General features: G+C 65.2%; 17 protein-coding genes. All 17 read left to right on the plus strand.

From position 1 onward, the window contains the following. Positions 1–6 precede the first annotated feature (6 nt). The 17 genes from rsmH (at position 7) to lpxC (ending at position 19,413) form a co-directional block, all read left to right on the plus strand. Positions 7–966, plus strand: a complete 960-nt coding sequence (gene rsmH, locus AC56LW_RS07065; RefSeq protein ID WP_499633127.1) for a 16S rRNA (cytosine(1402)-N(4))-methyltransferase RsmH — start codon at positions 7–9, stop codon at positions 964–966. Further along, positions 963–1,235: a cell division protein FtsL gene (gene ftsL / locus AC56LW_RS07070; RefSeq protein ID WP_183557193.1), complete on the plus strand. Its 273-nt coding sequence runs from the start codon at positions 963–965 to the stop codon at positions 1,233–1,235. Before rsmH ends, ftsL begins: the two co-directional genes overlap by 4 nt. Next, entirely contained in the window at positions 1,232–3,007 is a 1,776-nt protein-coding gene (locus AC56LW_RS07075) for a peptidoglycan D,D-transpeptidase FtsI family protein (protein WP_332533066.1), read from the plus strand. The genes ftsL and AC56LW_RS07075 overlap by 4 nt, the downstream gene beginning before the upstream one ends. Further along, positions 3,007–4,542 carry a UDP-N-acetylmuramoyl-L-alanyl-D-glutamate--2,6-diaminopimelate ligase gene (locus AC56LW_RS07080; RefSeq protein ID WP_499633129.1) on the plus strand — a complete coding sequence of 512 codons (1,536 nt, stop codon included), beginning with the start codon at positions 3,007–3,009 and terminating at the stop codon, positions 4,540–4,542. Before AC56LW_RS07075 ends, AC56LW_RS07080 begins: the two co-directional genes overlap by 1 nt. Beyond that, on the plus strand, positions 4,542–5,918 hold the full coding sequence (locus AC56LW_RS07085; RefSeq protein WP_499633131.1) for a UDP-N-acetylmuramoyl-tripeptide--D-alanyl-D-alanine ligase: 1,377 nt from the start codon (positions 4,542–4,544) through the stop codon (positions 5,916–5,918). Before AC56LW_RS07080 ends, AC56LW_RS07085 begins: the two co-directional genes overlap by 1 nt. A gap of 1 nt (position 5,919) precedes the next feature. Further along, positions 5,920–7,089, plus strand: coding sequence for a phospho-N-acetylmuramoyl-pentapeptide-transferase (gene mraY / locus AC56LW_RS07090; RefSeq protein ID WP_183557206.1), 1,170 nt, complete (start codon positions 5,920–5,922; stop codon positions 7,087–7,089). After that, entirely contained in the window at positions 7,089–8,582 is a 1,494-nt protein-coding gene (gene murD, locus AC56LW_RS07095; RefSeq protein ID WP_332533069.1) for a UDP-N-acetylmuramoyl-L-alanine--D-glutamate ligase, read from the plus strand. Before mraY ends, murD begins: the two co-directional genes overlap by 1 nt. After that, the gene (gene ftsW, locus AC56LW_RS07100) at positions 8,582–9,799 is read left to right on the plus strand and encodes a putative lipid II flippase FtsW (RefSeq protein ID WP_332533070.1); all 1,218 of its coding nucleotides are present in this window, start codon (positions 8,582–8,584) and stop codon (positions 9,797–9,799) included. The genes murD and ftsW overlap by 1 nt, the downstream gene beginning before the upstream one ends. Then, a complete protein-coding gene (murG, locus tag AC56LW_RS07105) occupies positions 9,796–10,881 on the plus strand; it encodes an undecaprenyldiphospho-muramoylpentapeptide beta-N-acetylglucosaminyltransferase (RefSeq protein WP_499633133.1) in 1,086 nt (361 codons plus the stop codon). Before ftsW ends, murG begins: the two co-directional genes overlap by 4 nt. Next, on the plus strand, positions 10,878–12,266 hold the full coding sequence (gene murC / locus AC56LW_RS07110) for a UDP-N-acetylmuramate--L-alanine ligase (RefSeq protein WP_332533072.1): 1,389 nt from the start codon (positions 10,878–10,880) through the stop codon (positions 12,264–12,266). The genes murG and murC overlap by 4 nt, the downstream gene beginning before the upstream one ends. A 2-nt stretch (positions 12,267–12,268) precedes the next feature. Beyond that, positions 12,269–13,258 (plus strand): D-alanine--D-alanine ligase, encoded by a 990-nt coding sequence (locus tag AC56LW_RS07115; RefSeq protein ID WP_332533073.1) that lies wholly within the window; start codon positions 12,269–12,271, stop codon positions 13,256–13,258. A gap of 5 nt (positions 13,259–13,263) precedes the next feature. Next, positions 13,264–14,100 (plus strand): cell division protein FtsQ/DivIB, encoded by an 837-nt coding sequence (locus AC56LW_RS07120; protein WP_183557221.1) that lies wholly within the window; start codon positions 13,264–13,266, stop codon positions 14,098–14,100. Positions 14,101–14,113: 13 nt separating this feature from the next. Continuing rightward, on the plus strand, positions 14,114–15,346 hold the full coding sequence (gene ftsA / locus AC56LW_RS07125; RefSeq protein WP_183557224.1) for a cell division protein FtsA: 1,233 nt from the start codon (positions 14,114–14,116) through the stop codon (positions 15,344–15,346). Between the two features lie 163 nt (positions 15,347–15,509). After that, a complete protein-coding gene (gene ftsZ, locus AC56LW_RS07130; RefSeq protein WP_332533074.1) occupies positions 15,510–16,709 on the plus strand; it encodes a cell division protein FtsZ in 1,200 nt (399 codons plus the stop codon). Positions 16,710–16,835: 126 nt separating this feature from the next. Further along, a complete protein-coding gene (locus tag AC56LW_RS07135; RefSeq protein WP_332533075.1) occupies positions 16,836–17,339 on the plus strand; it encodes a peroxiredoxin in 504 nt (167 codons plus the stop codon). A gap of 243 nt (positions 17,340–17,582) precedes the next feature. Further along, complete coding sequence (locus AC56LW_RS07140; RefSeq protein ID WP_499633669.1) at positions 17,583–18,425, plus strand: DMT family transporter; 843 nt, start codon at positions 17,583–17,585, stop codon at positions 18,423–18,425. A gap of 52 nt (positions 18,426–18,477) precedes the next feature. Further along, a complete protein-coding gene (lpxC, locus tag AC56LW_RS07145) occupies positions 18,478–19,413 on the plus strand; it encodes a UDP-3-O-acyl-N-acetylglucosamine deacetylase (RefSeq protein WP_332533076.1) in 936 nt (311 codons plus the stop codon). The last annotated feature ends 13 nt before the right edge of the window (positions 19,414–19,426 follow it).

Consider the following 19,426-nt stretch of genomic DNA (forward strand, 5'->3'; position numbering starts at 1 on the left):
GCGCCGATGACGGATTCTTTGACGGTGCCTGATTATCAGCATCGCACGGTGCTACTTGACGAAGCAGTCGATGCGCTCGAGCTGAGCGGCGCACGTGCTTCCGGTACGTATATAGACGGGACCTTCGGTCGCGGCGGTCACAGCCGCCTGCTGCTGTCGCGCCTGGCCCCCGAGGGGCGCCTGATCGCGTTCGACAAGGACCCGCAAGCCATTGCAACCGCGGAGCAGATCGACGATCCGCGTTTCAGCATTGTTCACGACAGCTTTGCCACGATGGCCGACGCGCTTGCCGCGCGCGGCATTCATCAGGTCGACGGCATCCTGCTTGACCTGGGCATTTCCTCGCCCCAGGTCGACGACGCCAGCCGCGGCTTCAGCTTCCGCCAGGACGGCCCCCTCGACATGCGCATGGACACCACGCGCGGCATGTCGGCGGCCGAATGGGTCGCGACGGCAGAGCAAAACCATTTGGAAAAGGTGATACGCAATTATGGAGAAGAGCGGTTTGCTTTTCAGATTGCAAAGGCGATTGTTGCTCGCCGCGCAGTCGAACCAATTTCAAGCACACGACAGCTTGCCGCAATCGTGGCAAGCACGGTCAAAAGCAGGGAGAAAGGCAAGGATCCGGCAACCAGGACCTTTCAGGCTATCCGGATTTTCATCAATCAAGAGCTTGAAGACCTCGAAGCGGGGTTGACCGCTGCCTACAGCATGCTCGCGCCTGGCGCCCGCATGTCGGTGATCAGTTTTCACTCGCTGGAAGACCGCATGGTCAAGCAATTCTTCGCATCCAAAGCCAATGTCGAACAGCCCGACCGGCGCCTGCCGATCCGCGCCGTCGATCTGCCGCAGCCGTTGATGAAGCTGATCACGAAGATCAAGCCATCGGATGCCGAAGTGTCGGACAACCCGCGCTCGCGCTCCGCCGTGCTGCGCGTCGCCGAACGCCTGGGAACGCCGACATGAGCGTGAAGGTCAACGTGTTTCTTACCACGCTGCTGGTCGGCTGCGCGCTGTCGGTCGTCAACGCCCGCTACCAGGCGCGCCATTTGCTGATCGAACTCGAACGCCTGCAGCAGCACGCGCGCCAGCTCGACGTCGACTGGGACCAGCTCCAGCTCGACCAGTCGCGCCTGGCCAAGAACGATCGCATCGAGCAGATTGCCCGTTCCGAACTGAATATGGCGCCGCTCACGCCCGCCCGTACCCAATACCTGACCGAAGGCGCCCCATGACGCGCGGTGCTTCCAAATCCGGCGCACGCGTTGCTGCCTCGAAGGGCGTTGCATTCACCAAGAGCCCGGTGCTTGCCGTGCGCCTGCCCGACTGGCGCTCGCGCATGGTGCTGTTCGTCCTGTTCGCGTCGTTTGCCGCGCTGGCCGTGCGCGCCGTCTGGCTGCAGGGCGTGTCGAACCAGTTCCTGCAAAGCCAGGGCAAGAGCCGCTACGAGCGCACGCTTGAACTGCCGGCTACCCGTGGCCGCATCCTCGACCGCAACGGCGCCGTGCTGGCCACGTCGCTGCCGGTACGCGCCGTGTGGGCGATCCCCGAAGACGTGCTGGCCTCGCCGCCGGAAAAAATCACTGCACTGGCCAAGCTGCTGGGCATGCCCGAAGCCGACATCCGCAAGAAGCTCGACTCGGACCGCACCTTCGTCTACCTGAAACGCCAGGTCGAAATGCCGGTGATCGCCGAAATCGAGAAGCTCAAGATCAATGGCCTCGACACGCGCAAGGAATACAAGCGCTTCTACCCGCAGGGCGAAGTCGTCACCCACCTGGTCGGTTTCACCAATGTGGAAGACAAGGGCCAGGAAGGCATGGAGCTGCAACACCAGAAAACGCTGATGGGCGTGCCTGGCAGCCGCCGCGTGATCAAGGACCGCCTGGGCCACATCGCCGAAGATCTGGGCATGTTCCGTGAACCGCACCAGGGGCGCGACCTGACGCTGTCGGTCGACAGCAAGCTGCAATACATTGCGTTTACCAGTATCAAGAACGCGGTCGAGAAGTTCAATGCAAAGGCCGGCGCCGCCGTGGTGCTCGACGTGCACACCGGCGAAGTGCTGGCGCTGGCGAACTACCCGACCTACAACCCGAACGACCGCTCCAAGCTGACCGGCGAGCAGCTGCGCAACCGCGTCATTACCGACACGTTCGAGCCGGGTTCGACGATCAAGCCGATCACCATCGGCCTGGGCCTGGACACGGGCCGCATCACGCCCGACACGGTGTTCGACAATAACCCGGGCTGGATGACGATCACCGGCAAGCGCATTCGCGACACGCACAACTACGGCGTGCAGACGGTCAGCGGCATCATCCAGAAGTCGTCGAATATCGGCGCCGTCAAGGTGTCGCAGCGCATCCCGCCGCAGGAAATGTGGGAGATGTACACCAAGGTCGGCTACGGCCAGGCGCCGCGCTTCGGCTTCCCGGGCGCGACCGCCGGCCGCGTGCGGCCATGGAAATCGTGGCGTCCGATCGAGTACGCGAACATGGCCTTCGGCCACGGCCTGTCAGTGTCGCTGCTGCAGATGGCGCGCTCGTACATGATCTTCGCGCGCAATGGCGACATCATTCCGCTGTCGTTCGTGAAGGTCAACGAAGAGCCGGTCGGCCAGCAGGTGATTTCGCCCAAGACCGCAGCGCAGGTGCGCACGATGCTCGAATCGGTGGTCGGCCCGCAGGGCACGGCGTCCAAAGCGCAGGTCGCCGGCTACCGCATCGGCGGCAAGACCGGTACGGCCGAAAAGCTCGTCAACGGCCGCTACTCGCGCACCAACAATATCGGCTATTTCGCCGGCATCGGGCCGATGTCCAAGCCGCGCTTCATCATCGCCGTGATGGTCGACGATCCGAGCGGCGCCCTGCGCACCGGCGGCAGCGTCGCCGCACCGACGGCTGCCGACCTGTTTGCCAGCGCGCTGCGCGCAGCCAACGTGCCGCCCGATTCCTCCATCACGGACATCATCATTCCTGAAGTCCCATTAGAGGAGAGCATGTGATGAGCCCAAGCCTGAACGACATCCGCAACTGGATCGCTGCCGCCGCACCGGGCGGCCGTCTCGTTTCCGACTCGCGCCGCGTGCAGCCGGGCGACGTGTTCTTTGCCTATCCGGGCGATGCGCAGGATGGCCGCCGCTTCATCGGCGCGGCTGCCGACGCGGGCGCCGCCGCCATCGTGTATGACGACCAGGACTTCACCTGGCCTGATACAGTCACGACGCCGCACCTGGCCGTGGCAGGCCTCAAGCAACTGGCCGGCCCGATCGCGCACGCGGTGCTGGACCAGCCGGACAGCGCGATGTTTACCGTCGCCGTCACTGGCACCAACGGCAAGACCTCGTGCGCGCTGTGGACCGCGCAAGCGCTGGCGCGCCTGGGCGAGACCGCGGGTGTGATCGGCACGCTGGGCGTGGGCGTCATCGCGCCCAAGGCAAAGACCGAAGCGCAGTTCGACGTCACCGGCTACACGACGCCGGACGCGGTGCTGCTGGCGCAGACGCTGGCGGAGTTGAACGGCAAGGGCGTCACGGCGCTGGCAATCGAAGCCTCGTCGATCGGCCTGGTGCAGCAGCGCACGGCCGGCATGCATGTCGACGTGGCGATCTTCACGAACCTGACGCGCGACCACCTCGACTTCCATGGCGACATGGCCAGCTACGAGGCGGCCAAGGTCAAGCTGTTCGAGTGGCCGGGCCTGAAGCACGCGATCGTGAACCTCGACGACGCGGCCGGGCAGCGCCTGGTGGCGCATCTGCGCGCCAACTTCCCGGCGCTGGCCGTCACCGGCTATACGCTGGACGCCACTGCTGCTGTGCCGGATGGCGTGGCCGTCCTGCGCGCCAGCGGCATGCGCAGCAAGAACGCCGGCACCGAATGCCAGGTCGAGACGCCTGCGGGCAGCGCGACCATCCGCAGCCGTCTGGTGGGCAACTACAACGTGAGCAATACGCTGGCGGTGCTGGGCGCCTTGCTGGCGCGCGGCGTAGCGCTCAAAAGCGCGGTCGAGGCGATCGAAGCGCTGGTCCCGGCGCCGGGCCGCATGCAGCAGATGGGCGGGCAGGATGCGCCGATGGTCGTGATCGACTACGCACACACGCCGGACGCGCTGGAAAAAACCCTGGGCGCGCTGCGCCAGGTGGCGGCTGACCGCGGCGGCCAGTTGTGGTGCGTGTTTGGCTGCGGTGGCGATCGCGATCCGGGCAAGCGCCCGCAAATGGGCCGCATCGCGCAGGCCGCCGACCAGGTGCTCGTCACCAGCGACAACCCGCGCAGCGAAGAGCCGGTGGCCATCATCGCCCAGATCGTGGCGGGGATGGACGCCAACGCACCAGGCTCGCGCCTGCAGACGGTGGAAGACCGCGCGTCGGCCATTCTGCTGGCCGTGAAACAGGCCGCCAGGCAGGACGTGATCCTGCTGGCCGGGAAGGGCCATGAGCCTTACCAGGAAATCAAGGGACGCAAGATGCCGTTTTCGGATACGGACCACGCTTCGCTCGCATTGACGGCGCGGCTTACCATGTTGAGGACGCATTGATGCGCGGTACCCTGGCACAACTCGTGGCGGCCATTCCCGGCGCGCGCCTCGTCGGCGCGGATGTCGCCTTTGGCGGCGTGTCGACCGATAGCCGCAAGGTCGACGCCGGCGCGCTGTTCGTCGCGCTGCGTGGCAAGTCGTTCGACGCGCACGATTTCCTCGACCAGGTCGCCGCGCGCGACGTCGCGGCGGTGGTCGTGTCGGCGCTGCCCGAAGGCTGGACACTGCCGGCGATCGTCGTGCCCGACACCTTGGCTGCGCTGGGCCGCATCGCGCATGCCTGGCGCACGGGATTCGATCTGCCCGTCATCGGCGTCACCGGCAGCAACGGCAAGACGACGGTCAAGGAAATGATCGCATCGATCCTGGCGGCGGCAGTGGGCGAAGAAGCGCGCCTGGCCACGCAGGGTAATCTGAACAACGAGATCGGTGTGCCCCTCACGCTGTTCCGCCTGACGGCTTCCCATCGCGCCGCGGTGGTGGAACTGGGCATGAACCATCCGGGCGAGATCGCCCGCCTGGCCGCCATCGCCGCACCGACGGTCGCACTGGTGAACAATGCGCAGCGCGAGCACCAGGAATTCATGCACACCGTGGAAGCGGTGGCGCGCGAAAATGGCGCGGTGCTGCAAGCGCTGGCGCTGGTACCAAATGGCGTGGCCGTGTTCCCGGGCGACGACATCTACACGGATCTGTGGCGCGGCCTGGCCGCCTGCGACGTCATCACGTTTGGCCTGACTGACGCCTGCGACGTGCGCGCCGACTACACGAGCAATGGTTTCGGCAGCGATCTGCAGGTGAGCGCACGCGGCGCGCAGTTCGCCATCAAGCTGGCCGCGGCCGGCGAACACAATGTGCGCAACGCGCTGGCCGCGATTGCCTGTGCTCTCGGCGCCGGCATCGACCAGAACGCCATCGTGCGTGGCCTCGAAGCCTTCGCACCAGTCGGCGGGCGCCTGCAGCGCAAGCAGGCCGCCGGCGGCGCGACCGTCATCGACGACACCTACAACGCCAATCCCGATTCGATGCGCGCTGCCATCGACGTGCTGGCCGCGTATCCCGCGCCGCGCATCCTCGTGGTGGGCGACATGGGCGAGGTCGGCGCGCAGGGCAAAGAATTTCACGAAGAAATCGGGGCTTACGCACATACGCGTGGCATCGACACCGTGCTCGCGACAGGCGAGCTGGCGCGCCATCTGGCCGCGTCGGGAGCACAGCATTACGAGCAGTTCGACGAGTTATTGGCAGCACTGGACAAAAAACTGGGCAGCAATACGGACGCGACTGTGCTGGTGAAGGGCTCGCGTTTCATGAAAATGGAACGCGTGGTCCAGCACCTGACCGGATCAACCCCCCTTGGCAAGGACGCCCACTAATATGCTTCTCTGGCTCGCACAATACTTTCAGGACTATCTCGGTCCGCTGCGCGTGTTTAACTACCTCACGTTCCGCGCGGTGTTCGCCACCATCACGGCCATCACCATTGGCCTGGTGGCCGGCCCGATCGTCATCCGCAAATTGACCGAACTGAAAGTCGGCCAGGCCGTGCGTACCTACGGTCCGCAAAGCCACCTGACCAAGCACGGCACCCCGACGATGGGCGGCGTGCTGGTCCTGATCGCGATCGGCATCTCTACGCTGCTGTGGTGCGACCTGTCGAACCGCCTGATCTGGCCAGTGCTGGTCGTGACGATGGGCTTTGGCGCCGTCGGCTGGGTCGACGATTACCGCAAGGTGGTCTACAAGGACCCGGAAGGCATGCGCTCGCGCGAAAAATACTTCTGGATGTCGCTCATAGGTATCGCATCTGCTCTTTATTTGGCGTTCTCGGTCTCGGCCGCCAATCCATGGGAAGTCGCGCAACTGTTCTACGCCTGGGTGCAGTCGGGCTTCTCGATGAGCCTCCCGCCGAAGGCCGACCTGATCGTCCCGTTCTTCAAGACCATCAGCTATCCGCTGGGCGTCTGGGGCTTCATTGCGCTGACCTATTGCGTGATCGTGGGCGCATCCAACGCCGTGAACTTCACCGACGGCCTCGATGGCCTGGCGATCATGCCGACCGTGATGGTCGGCGCGGCCCTGGGCCTGTTCGCGTATCTCACCGGCAGCGTGACGTTCTCGAAATACCTGTTGATTCCGTACATCCCGGGCGCTGGCGAACTGCTGATCTTCTGTGGCGCGATGGCCGGCGCGGGCCTGGCCTTCTTGTGGTTCAACGCGCACCCGGCCCAGATGTTCATGGGCGACGTCGGCGCGCTGGCCCTCGGCGGCGCGCTCGGCACGATCGCCGTCATCGTGCGCCAGGAAATCGTCCTGTTCATCATGGGCGGCGTGTTCGTGGCCGAAACGCTGTCCGTGATCATCCAGGTGACCTGGTTCAAGTACACGAAGAAGCGCTATGGCACCGGCCGCCGCGTGTTTCTGATGGCGCCGCTGCACCACCACTTTGAACAAAAAGGCTGGAACGAAACCAAGGTCGTGGTCCGCTTCTGGATCGTGACCATCGTGCTGATCCTGGTCGGTCTCTCTACACTGAAACTGCGTTAATGAACTACGACGGCAAACTCGCACTGGTACTGGGCCTCGGTGAATCGGGGCTCGCGATGGCGCACTGGCTCGCGCGGGGCGGCGCACGCGTGCGCGTGGCCGATACGCGCGCTGAACCGCAACGCCTGCCGGCGCTGCGCGCGGCCGCGCCGGATGCGCAGTTCGTCGCCGGCGAATTTGGCGCCGACCTGCTCGATGGCGTCGATTTCGTTGCCGTCAGCCCGGGCCTGGCCCCGGAGCGCGAACTGGCCGCGATCATGCCTGCCGCTGCTACCCGCGATATCCCCGTCTGGGGCGAGATCGAACTCTTTGCCCAGGCGCTGGCGCACCTGCGCGAGAGCAGCGGCTATGCGCCGAAGGTCATCGCGATCACGGGCACCAACGGCAAGACGACGGTGACGAGCCTGACCGGCCTGCTGTGCCGCCGCGCGGGGTTGACCACGCGCGTGGCCGGCAATATCAGCCCGGCGGCGCTGGACGTGCTGCGCGAGTCGATCGATGCGAACGAGCTGCCGCAAGCCTGGGTGCTGGAATTGTCCAGCTTCCAGCTGCATACAACGTTCAGTCTCAAGGCCGACGCTGCGACGGTGCTGAACCTGACCCAGGATCACCTCGACTGGCACGGCACGATGGATGCCTACGCAGCCGACAAGGCGCGCATATTTGGCCCGGATACCGTTCGCGTCCTGAATCGCGACGATGCGCGCGTGATGCGCATGGCGGTCGATGCGCCGCTGTTCACCTTCGGTACCGACGAGCCGGTCGACGCTGACAGCTTCGGCCTGATCGACGAGCGCGGCGTGCTGTGGCTGGCCAACGCCGTGGCGGGCGAGGCGAGCGACAAGAAACTCAAACGCGGCGAAATCCGCGAACAGGTCGACGCGATCGTGGGCCGCCTGATGCCGGCCGATGCGCTGAAGATTCGCGGCCTGCACAATGCCGCCAACGCGCTGGCCGCGCTGGCCCTGTGCCGCGCCTGCGGCCTGCCGCTGGCGCCGCTGCTGCATGGCCTGCGCGAGTACGCGGGCGAACCGCACCGCGTCGAGCTGGTGGCCACCATCGACGGCGTCGACTATTACGACGACAGCAAGGGCACCAATGTCGGCGCCACCGTCGCTGCGCTGCAGGGCCTGGGCAAGGCCTTTGCCGGCGCCGACCAGCAGATCCTGTTGATCGCCGGTGGCGACGGCAAGGGGCAGGACTTTTCGCCGCTGGCCCAGCCCGTGGCGGCGTATGCCCGCGCCGTGCTGCTGATCGGCCGCGATGCGCCGGCCGTGCGCGCCGCGATCGATGCGACCGGCGTGCCGGCGTTCGACCTCGACGACTTGCCGCAGGCAGTGCGCCGCGCGGCCGGTCTGGCGCGTGCCGGGGACGCGGTATTGCTGTCCCCAGCGTGCGCCAGCCTGGACATGTTCACGAACTACGCGCACCGCGCGCAGGTGTTCGTCGAGACCGTGCGCGACATCGCACTCGATAAAGGGCAGGAGATCTGATGGCCTTCCAGCTGCCCTTCAAGTTTTCCGGCAACGCCGTCGACGCCACTGTCGACGGGCGCAGCCGGCCGTCGAAAATGATGGATTACGACCAGCCGCTGGTCTGGGTCACGCTGCTCCTGATGCTGTTCGGGATGGTGATGGTGTACTCGGCGTCGATCGCGCTGCCCGATTCGCCGAAATTCCGCTATCTGCAGGACCGCAACGAATACTTCCTGTACCGCCAGGCGGTCTACATTCTCGTCTCGATGGTGGCGGCGGCCGTCGTGTTCCGCGTGCCGATCGCCGTCTGGCAGCGCCATGCACCGATGATCTTCATCGGCACGCTAGTGCTGCTGGTGCTGGTCCTGATTCCGGGCCTGGGCGTGTCGGTCAACGGCGCGCGCCGCTGGCTGTCGCTCAAGGTATTCATGGTGCAGCCGTCCGAAATCATGAAGATCGCCGTTGTGCTGTACGCGGCCGACTTCACGGTGCGCAAGCAAGAGTACATGCACAAGCTGACCAAGGGCTTCGTGCCGATGGTCGTGGCCATTGGCCTGGTGGGGGGCCTCTTGCTGATGGAGCCGGATCTGGGCGCCTTCGGCGTGATCGTCTGCATCGCGATGGGCATCCTGTTCCTGGGCGGCATCAACATCATCTGGTTCGGCGGCATCGGCGCGCTGCTGGTCGTGATCTTCAGCGCGATCATCGCGCTCTCGCCATTCCGCCGTGCGCGCATGTTCGCTTACCTGAACCCGTGGGAAGAGGGCAATGCGCTGGACAAGGCGTATCAGCTGACGCACTCGCTGATCGCGTTCGGTCGCGGCGAATTCTTTGGCGTGGGCCTGGGCGGCTCGGTCGAAAAGCTGTTCTACCTGCCCGAAGCGCACACCGACTTCATCATGGCGGTCATCGGCGAAGAACTGGGCCTGGTCGGCGTGCTGGTCGTGGTGGCGATGTTCTACTGGCTCGTCAAGCGCGCCTTCGACATCGGCCGCCAGGCGATCGCGCTCGAACAGGTGTTCGCTGGCCTGGCTGCGAAAGGCATCGGCATCTGGATCGGCGTGCAGACCTTCATCAATATGGGCGTAAACCTGGGCCTGTTGCCCACCAAGGGCCTGACCTTGCCGCTGATGAGCTTTGGCGGTTCGGGCGTGCTGTTCAACTGCGTTGGCCTGGCGATCCTGCTGCGCATCGATTACGAGAATCGCGTGCGCATGCGCGGAGGCCGCACATGACCAAAAAGCTGATGATCATGGCCGCCGGCACCGGTGGCCACATCTTCCCCGGTATCGCAATCGCGCAGACGATGCGCGCGCGCGGCTGGGAAGTGAGCTGGCTGGGCACCGCCCACGGCATGGAAACCGATCTGGTGCCGAAAGCCGGCATCGCGATGGACACGATCGACTTCGCCGGCCTGCGCGGCAAGGGCCTGGCGCACACCATCAAGGGCGCGTTCAAGATGGCGGCCGCGTTTGCGACCTGCCGGCGCTACCTGGCTGCGCGCCGGCCGGACGTCGTGCTGGGCATGGGCGGTTACGTGACGGTACCGGGCGGCATGATGGCGCGCGCCGCCGGCGTTCCGCTGGCCCTGATCAATGCCGATGCCGCGCTGCTGCTGTCGAACAAGACCCTGACGCCGCTGGCGCAGCGCGTGCTGTTTGGCTTCCCGGCCGATTTCGGCAAGGCAGCCGGCAAGGCGGTTGTCACCGGCAACCCGGTGCGCCAGCAGATCCTCGATCTGCCAGCGCCCGCCGAACGCTTCGCCGACCGCACCGGCGTGCTGCGCGTGCTGGTCGTTGGCGGCAGCCTGGGCGCCAAGGTGCTCAACGATGGCGTGCCGGCGGCCCTGGCCCTGATCGACCCGGCGGAACGGCCGATCGTCACGCACCAGTCGGGCAAGAAGAATATCGATGCGCTGCGCGCCGCGTATGCACAGGCTGGCGTGCAGGCCAATGTGGTCGACTTCATCGACAATATGGCGGCGGCGTACGCCGATGCCGATCTGGTGATCTGCCGCGCCGGTGCGATCACGGTGTCCGAACTGACGGCAGCCGGCGTGGCCAGCGTGCTGGTGCCGTTCGTGGCCAGCACCACCAGCCACCAGCGCGACAACGCGATCTGGATGGATGCTCAAGGTGCGGCCGTGCACCTGCCGCAGGGCGAACTGAATCCGCAGCGACTGAAAAGTCTGCTGCAAACGACGCGCGAGCAGTGCCTGGCCATGGCGCAGGCAGCAGCGCGCGTCGGCCAGCGCGACGCCAACGAAGCGATCGCGCGCGAACTCGAACAACTGGCAGCAAGGGTAAAAGCAGCATGAAACACAAGATCAAGAACATCCACTTCGTGGGCATCGGCGGCAGCGGCATGAGCGGCATCGCCGAAGTGCTGCTCAATCTCGGCTACCAGGTGTCGGGCTCGGACCTGGGCAGCAATGCCGCTAGCCAGCGCCTGGCCGACCTGGGCGCGACCGTGCACCTGGGCCACCACGAAGACAATGTGGCGGGCGCCGACGTCGTCGTGACCTCGACCGCCGTGAACGAAGCCAACCCGGAAGTGGTGGCGGCGCGCGCAAATAAAGTGCCGGTGGTGCCGCGCGCGATCATGCTGGGCGAACTGATGCGCCTGAAGCGCGGCATCGCGATTGCGGGCACGCACGGCAAGACGACGACCACCAGCCTGGTCGCATCGGTCCTGGCGCAAGGCGGGCTCGATCCGACCTTCGTCATCGGTGGCCGCCTGACCGCCGCCGGCGCCAATGCGGCGCTGGGCAGCGGTGACTACATCGTGGCAGAAGCCGATGAATCGGATGCGTCGTTCCTGAACCTGTCGCCGATGATCGAAGTGATCACGAACATCGACGCCGATCACATGGAAACCTACGAGCACGACTTCGAGAAACTCAAGAGCGCGTTTGTCAATTTCACGCACCGCCTGCCGTTCTACGGCCGCGTGATGCTGTGCATCGACGACAAGCACGTGCGCGAGATCCTGCCGCAGGTGACCAAGCCGGTTACCACCTACGGCTTTTCGGAAGAAGCCGAAGTACGCGCGCTGGATGCGTACGCCGATGGCACGCACATGCACTTCACCGTGCGCCAGGAAGGCTATGCCGACACCAAGTTCGTGTTGAACCAGCCCGGCATGCACAATGTGCTCAATGCCTGCTCGGCGATTGCCATCGCGCGCGAAATCGGCATCGACGATGCTGCCACCGCCCAGGGCCTGCTGGAGTTCCGCGGCGTGGGCCGCCGCTTCACGCGCTACGGCGACGTGGCTTTGGCGTCCGGCGGCAGCTTCACGCTGGTCGACGATTTCGGCCACCACCCGGTGGAAACCGAAGTCACGCTGGCCGCGGCGCGCGCCGCCTACCCGGGCCGGCGCCTCGTGCTGGCCTTCCAGCCACACCGCTACAGCCGCACGCGCGACCTGTTCGAAGACTTCGTCAAGGTGCTGGCCACGCCGGACGTGCTGCTGCTGGCCGACGTGTATCCGGCCGGCGAAGCGCCGATCGTGGCCGCTGACGGCCGCGCGCTGGCGCGTGCACTGCGCACGTCCAGCAAGATCGAGCCGATCTTTGTCGAGTCCATTGCCGACATGCGGGACGCCATCCTGAATGTGGCGCGCGACGGCGACGTCGTGCTGACGATGGGCGCCGGCTCGATCAGCGGCATTCCGCAACAACTGACCACAGCGAAAGGCTGAGCATGACGACGACCATTCAACTTCTCGATGCGACCGTCTTCGGCAAGGTCGGCGTCCTGTTCGGCGGCCGCTCGGCCGAGCGCGAAATCTCGCTCATTTCCGGCAACGGCGTGCTGCAGGCCCTGAAAAGCCGCGGCATCGATGCGCACCCGTTCGATCCGGGCACGCACAGCCTGGCCGATCTGGCTGCGCAGGGTTTTGACCGCGTGTTCATCGCGCTGCACGGCCGCTACGGCGAAGACGGCAGCCTGCAGGGCGCGCTCGAGCAACTGGGCATTCCGTACACCGGCAGCGGCGTGATGGCTTCGAGTGTCGGCATGGACAAGATCACCACCAAGAAGCTGTGGCTGATGGAAGGCGTGCCAACGCCAAAATACGCGACGGTCGACGCCGATACCGATCTGGATGCGCTGGTCGCCGAACTGGGCCTGCCGCTGATCGTCAAGCCGCCGCTCGAAGGCTCGAGCATCGGCATCACCAAGGTCCTTGAGCGTGACCAGCTGGCCGACGCGATCGCGCTCGTGGCCAGCATGGACGACGCGGTGCTGGCCGAGCAGTTCGTGACCGGCCGTGAATTCACGGTCGCCGTGCTGGGGCAGGGCGCCGCCGCCCGCGCGCTGCCGATCGTCGAGATCGTCGCGCCCGAAGGCAAGTACGACTACCAGAACAAGTACTTCACCGACGACACGCAATACCACTGCCCGGCGCCGCTGCCCGACGAACTGACGCAGGAGATCCAGCGTCATGCGGTGAACGCCTACCGCGCGATCGGTTGCGAAGGCTGGGGCCGCGTGGACGTGCTGGTGCGCGAGAGCGACATGCGTCCGTTCCTGCTCGAGGTGAACACGTCCCCGGGCATGACGACGCACTCGCTGGTGCCGATGGCGGCGCGCGCGGTGGGCATCGGCTACGAAGACCTGTGCGTCGAGATCCTGCGTTCGGCGCGGCTCAAGATGGGCAACCGGGGTGCGAAACCCGAAGCGAAGGACTGAGCGCAATGTGGCATGACGTCCGCTCCCTCAATGCAACTGCCAGCTTCCTGACGGCGCTGACGGTGCTCGCCGCGCTGGTGACCGGCGTCTGGTGGCTGTCGCAGCGCCCGATGTTCGCACTGGGCTCGGTGACGGTGGAGAGCATGTACGGGATCGACCTGAAACACGTGAACGAACTGACCGTGCGCAACGGCGTGGTCGGTAAAATTCGCGGCAACTTCTTTACCGCGGACCTGGAACAGGTGCGCGCGACGTTCGAGACCGTGCCCTGGGTACGCCGCGCCACGGTGCGCCGCGAATGGCCCAACGCGCTGGTGGTCGAAGTCGAAGAGCACGAGGCGCTCGGCACCTGGGGCGACGAAGGCCGCCTGCTGTCGGTGAAGGGCGACGTGTTTACGGCCAATATCGCCGAAGCCGACGATGAACAGACGCTGCCGGAGTTCGATGGACCGGTGGGCAGCGAGAAGGATGTGCTGGCGCGCTTCAATGAATTGCGCACGGCGTTTGCCAAGGTGGCGCTGGTGCCGCACGCGTTGTCGCTATCGAATCGCTATGCATGGACCGTGAAGCTGGATAATGGCATGAGCGTCGAACTGGGACGCGAACAGGATCGCAACACGTTGAACAAGCGCGTCGCGCGCCTGGTCGGCGTGTACCCGCAGCTGGTGGCCCGGCTGCAGGAGGGCCGTATCGATACGATCGATATGCGCTATCCGAACGGACTGGCCTTGTCGTCGGCGGCGCTGAACGTGCCGCTGGATGCGACGAAGCCGGTCAAGGCAGCCAAGAAACCCAAAGCCGCACCGAATACAAAAACCAATACAACAACCAAGCAAATCTGAGCAGGCTACAGCAATGACAAAAGACGCGAAAAACCTGATCGTCGGTCTCGACATCGGCACCTCCAAGGTGGTGGCCGTGGTCGCCGAAGTGATGTCCGACGGACGCCACGAGGTGATCGGGCTGGGTCAGCACGAGTCCAGGGGATTGAAGAAAGGCGTGGTCGTCAACATCGAGGCCACCGTCGAATCGATCCAGCGCGCGCTGGAAGAGGCCGAGCTGATGGCGGATTGCAAGATCCGCAACGTCTACGCCGGCATCGCCGGCAGCCATATCCGTTCGTTCAATTCGAGCGGGATGGTGGCGATCAAGGAGAAAGAAGTCACGGCGACCGACGTGGCGCGCGTGATCGAGACGGCCAAGGCGGTGAACATCCCGACCGACCAGCAATTGCTGCACACGGTGCCGCAGGAATTCATCGTCGACAACCAGGAAGACGTGCGCGAGCCGATCGGCATGAGCGGCATCCGCCTCGAAGTGCGGGTGCACATTGTCACCGGTGCGGTCTCTGCGGTACAAAACATTGTAAAGTGCGTGCGCCGCTGCGGTCTCGAGGTCTCGGACCTGATCCTGCAGCCGATGGCGTCCGCCGACGCGGTGCTGACGGTCGACGAGAAAGAACTGGGCGTGGTGCTGATCGACATCGGCGGCGGCACCACCGACATCGCGGTGTTCTCGGATGGCGCGATCCGCCACACGGCCGTGATCCCGATCGCGGGTGACCAGATCACCAGCGACATCGCGATGGCCTTGCGCACGCCGACCGGCGAAGCCGAAGATATCAAGATCCGCTACGGCGTGGCCAAGCAGGTGCTGGCCGACCCGGGCGAGACACTCGAAGTGCCAGGTCTCGGTGACCGCGGCCCGCGCGCCTTGTCGCGCCAGGCTTTGGCGGCCGTGATCGAGCCCCGGGTGGAGGAGCTGTTCGCGATGGTGCACCAGGCCGTGCGCGAATCGGGCTACGAAGGCGTGCTGTCGTCCGGCATCGTCCTGACTGGCGGCAGCGCAATCATGCCCGGCATGATCGAAATGGCGGAAGACATCTTCCTCAAACCGGCACGCCTCGGCACGCCGGACTACCGCGGGCAATTGGCCGATGTGGTGCGCAGCCCCCGCTACGCCACCGTGCTTGGCTTGCTGCTCGAAGCAAAGAAACAGTACCTGCGCGGACACATCGTCACGCGCCAGGATGGTTCGGTGAAGGCAGTCTGGCAGCGTATGAAGGAGTGGATCGCGGGGAACTTCTGACGCACATGCAATCGCACTAGCACTTGGTAACAAATTAGGTAGCGAAATTTCATCACGAATTACAGTTTTTTACATACAATCGCAGATACCGGTTTGAGGCGGCGAACCAGATACGCACAGGCCTCGTTCCCGTAACTGCACTTTGAAAATTAGGGAGCACATCATGGAGTTCGATATGGTCGATAACGCAGCACTGGGGACCGTGATCAAGGTCGTGGGCGTCGGTGGCGCCGGCGGCAACGCGGTTCAGCACATGATCAATAAAGGTGTATCCGGTGTCGAGTTCATCGCCGCGAACACGGATGCGCAAGCGCTGGCCGTATCGAGCGCCGGCAACATCATCCAGATCGGTGATTCGGGCCTGGGCGCAGGGATGCGTCCCGAAGTCGGTCGCCAGCTCGCCGAACAATCGCGCTCGCGCATCGAAGACGCACTGCGCGGCGCGCACATGGTCTTCATCGCGGCCGGCATGGGCGGCGGCACCGGTACCGGCGCCGCACCGATCGTGGCCGAAGTGGCCAAGTCGATGGGCGCCCTGACCGTCGCTGTCGTCTCCAAGCCGTTCTCGTACGAAGGCCAGAAGTGCATGGACGTGGCCGAAGCGGGCCTCGAAGAACTGACCAAGCACGTCGACTCCCTGATCGTCATCCTGAACGAAAAGCTCGAAGACATCTACGAAGACGAAAGCATGCTCGACTGGATGCAGCACGCCGACGATGTGCTCAACAACGCGGTTGCCGGTATCGCCGAGATCATCAACGTGCCGGGCCATATCAACGTCGACTTCAACGACGTCAAGACGATCATGGGCGAGCAGGGCAAGGCCATGATGGGCACCGCGACCGCCGCTGGCGTCGACCGGGCGCGCATCGCTGCCGAGCAGGCTGTCGCTTCGCCGCTGCTCGACGGTATCGACCTGTCGGGCGCCAAGGGCGTGCTGGTCAACGTGACCGCAAGCCGTGGCCTGAAAGGTAAAGAGATCAAGGAAGTCATGGCCGCCGTGCGCGCCTTCGCCGCGCCGGACGCGTCGATCGCACAGGGTATCGCTTACGACGACTCGATGGGCGACGAGATTCGTGTGACCGTGGTCGCGACGGGCCTGGGCAAGAACAAGAAGTCGATCCAGCTGGTCCAGCCGCAGCAAGTGATGCGCACCGGTACCTACGACGCGCCAGTGATGCAGGGCGCCGCAGCGGTGGCCGGTGGCCTGACCGCCGGCAAGGCCAGCGCTGACGCGCTGGGCGGCATGAAGCAGCCGGCCGTGTGGCGCCGCGAGCAGGCATCCGAGCAGGTGCAGGCAATGCAGCGCAATGGCGTCGAGACCTACGACATTCCGGCGTTCCTGCGCAAGCAGGCGGACTGAGTTTTGGCATGACGGCTGGCGCGAGCCAGCCGCCGTCGAAAGGGCCGGCGCGAGCTGGCCCTTTTTACGTCCGGGGCCCGGATCGGCGATAATGGCCGGATTCACACAACCTTCACAGGAGCGAACATGAGCATCCAGATTGGCGAACGCCTGCCCGACGGCACGCTGGCCGAATTCATCGAGAACGAAACCGCAGGCTGCAGCCTGGGCCCGAACACGTTCCAGGTCGCCGATCTGGTCAAGGGCAAGAAGATCGTCATCTTCGGCCTGCCAGGCGCGTTCACGCCGGGTTGCTCGGTGCAGCACGTGCCGGGCTATGTCAAGCATGCTGACGCGCTGAAAGCCAAGGGCGTCGATGAAATCTGGTGCATCTCGGTCAACGACGCGTTCGTGATGGGCGCCTGGGGCCGCGACCAGAAAGCCACCGGCATCGTGCGCATGATGGCCGACGGTAACGCCACGTTCACCAAGGCGCTGGGCCTGGACAACGACTACTCGGCCCACGGCATGGGCGTGCGCTCGAAGCGCTACGCGATGCTGGTGGAAGACGGCGTGGTCAAGACGCTGGACCTCGACGCCAAGGGCGTCGAAGCGTCGAGCGCCGAAGCGATGCTGGAAAAGCTGGGCTGATTTTTGTTGCAACGACCGGCGCGGCATCCAGCTGGCCGTAGGGTGGATGGCCGTGCCATCCACCCGTTCAGATCAAGCTGATTTTGTGGCGCGTTGAGGTTCGTTGGACGCGTGGACGGGAAAACCCGTCCACCCTACGCCCCCCCATGACAAACGGCGCCACGGCGCCGTTTTTTTTTCACTGCCAACAAGGAACGCCGCACCGTGAAGCGCCCATCGGGAAACCTGTACAGCATCTACGCGATGCTGCTTGCCGTCTTCATGTTCGCGCTGATGGACACGGCCATGAAGCTGCTGTCGGCGCGCTATCCGGCGCTGCAGGTCGCCGCCTTGCGCGCCATCTGCTCGCTGCCCCTGATTGCCCTGTACGTGGCCTGGCGCGGCGCATTTGCCGGCATCCTGCGCGTGCGCTGGCCGATGCACCTGCTGCGCGCCGGACTGGGCATCCTGATGCTGGCGCTGTTCGCCTTCGGCCTGCAGAAGCTGTCGCTGGCCGAAGCCTATTCGATTTTCTTCATTGCGCCGGCCCTGATCACGGCCTTGTCGGTCCTGCTGCTGCGCGAGCGCGTCGACCTGGCGCGCTGGGTCGCCATTGGCGTCGGGCTGATTGGCGTACTGGTCGTGCTGCGCCCCAGCGGTGCGGGCTTCCTGACGGTGGGCGGCCTGGCGGTGCTGGGGTCGGCCGCCTGCTACGCCGTCTCGGCGATCACGGTGCGGGTGCTGTCACGGACCGACCGCAGCGAACACACGGTGTTCTGGCTGATGGTGCTGATCGCCATTGGCGCCGGCGCCCTGGCGGCGCCCGACTGGGTGGCGCTGTCGGCCCGTGAAATCCCGATCCTGTGCGGGCTGGCGGTGTCGGGTTTCATCGGCCAGCTGGCGATCACCGAAGCGTTTTCGCGCGGTGAAGCGTCGAGCGTGGCGCCATTCGAATATTCGGCCCTGGCCTGGGGCGTGGGCCTGGACTGGCTGCTGTGGCGCGCGCTGCCCGACAGCTACACGCTGCTGGGCGCAGCGATCATCATCGGCAGCGGCCTGTATCTGATCCGCCATGAGAAAGAGCACGTCGAAGCCGAGCATCCTTGACGAGCAGGGGAGGGGCGCAGCAGCGCCGGAGACGCTGGGCTATAATCGATCCATGCTGAAACAACGAACCATCAAGGAACTGGTCCGCGCCACGGGCGTCGGACTGCACTCGGGCCGCAAGGTCGAACTCACGCTGCGCCCGGCCGGTCCGGACACGGGCATCGTGTTTCGCCGGGTCGATCTCGACCCGATCGTGTCCATTCCCAGCTCCGCGCACGTTGTGGGCGACACGCGCATGGCGTCGGTCCTGATCAAGGACGATGCGCGCGTCTCGACCGTCGAACACGTGATGTCGGCCTGCGCCGGCCTGGGCATCGACAACCTCGTCATCGACGTGACGGCCGAGGAAATCCCGATCATGGACGGTTCGGCGTCGTCGTTCGTGTTCCTGCTGCAGCAGGCCGGTGTGCAAGAGCAGTCGTCGGCCCGCAAGTTCATCCGTGTGCTGAAGGACGTCGAAGTGCGCCAGGGCAGCGGCGCGAACGAAAAGTGGGCGCGCCTGTCGCCGCACAATGGCTACAAGCTCGACTTCTTCATCGAATTCAATCATCCGGCGGTCGATGGCACGATGCAGCGCGCGAGCGTGGACTTCGGCGACATCACCTATGTGCGCGACGTGGCGCGTGCGCGTACGTTCGGCTTCATGCAGGACGTGGAGAGCCTGCGCGGCATGGGCCTGGCGCGCGGCGGCTCGTTCGAGAACGCGATCGTGATGGATGAATACCGCATCCTGAATGCCGACGGCCTGCGCTACGAGGATGAATTCGTGCGCCACAAGATCCTCGACGCGATCGGCGACCTGTACCTGGTCGGCCATCCGCTGCTGGCCAGCTACACGGCCCACAAGTCGGGCCATGCGCTCAACAACGACCTGCTGCGCGCCTTGCTGGCGCAGCCGGATTCGTACGAGATCGTCAGCTTCGATGCGCTCGATACAGCGCCGCCGTCGTACGTCAAGCAGATGACGCGGGAGTGGGCGCAGAGCTGATCCCGGCGCTGCC

This window comes from Telluria sp. LT2P80, from assembly GCF_059685955.1.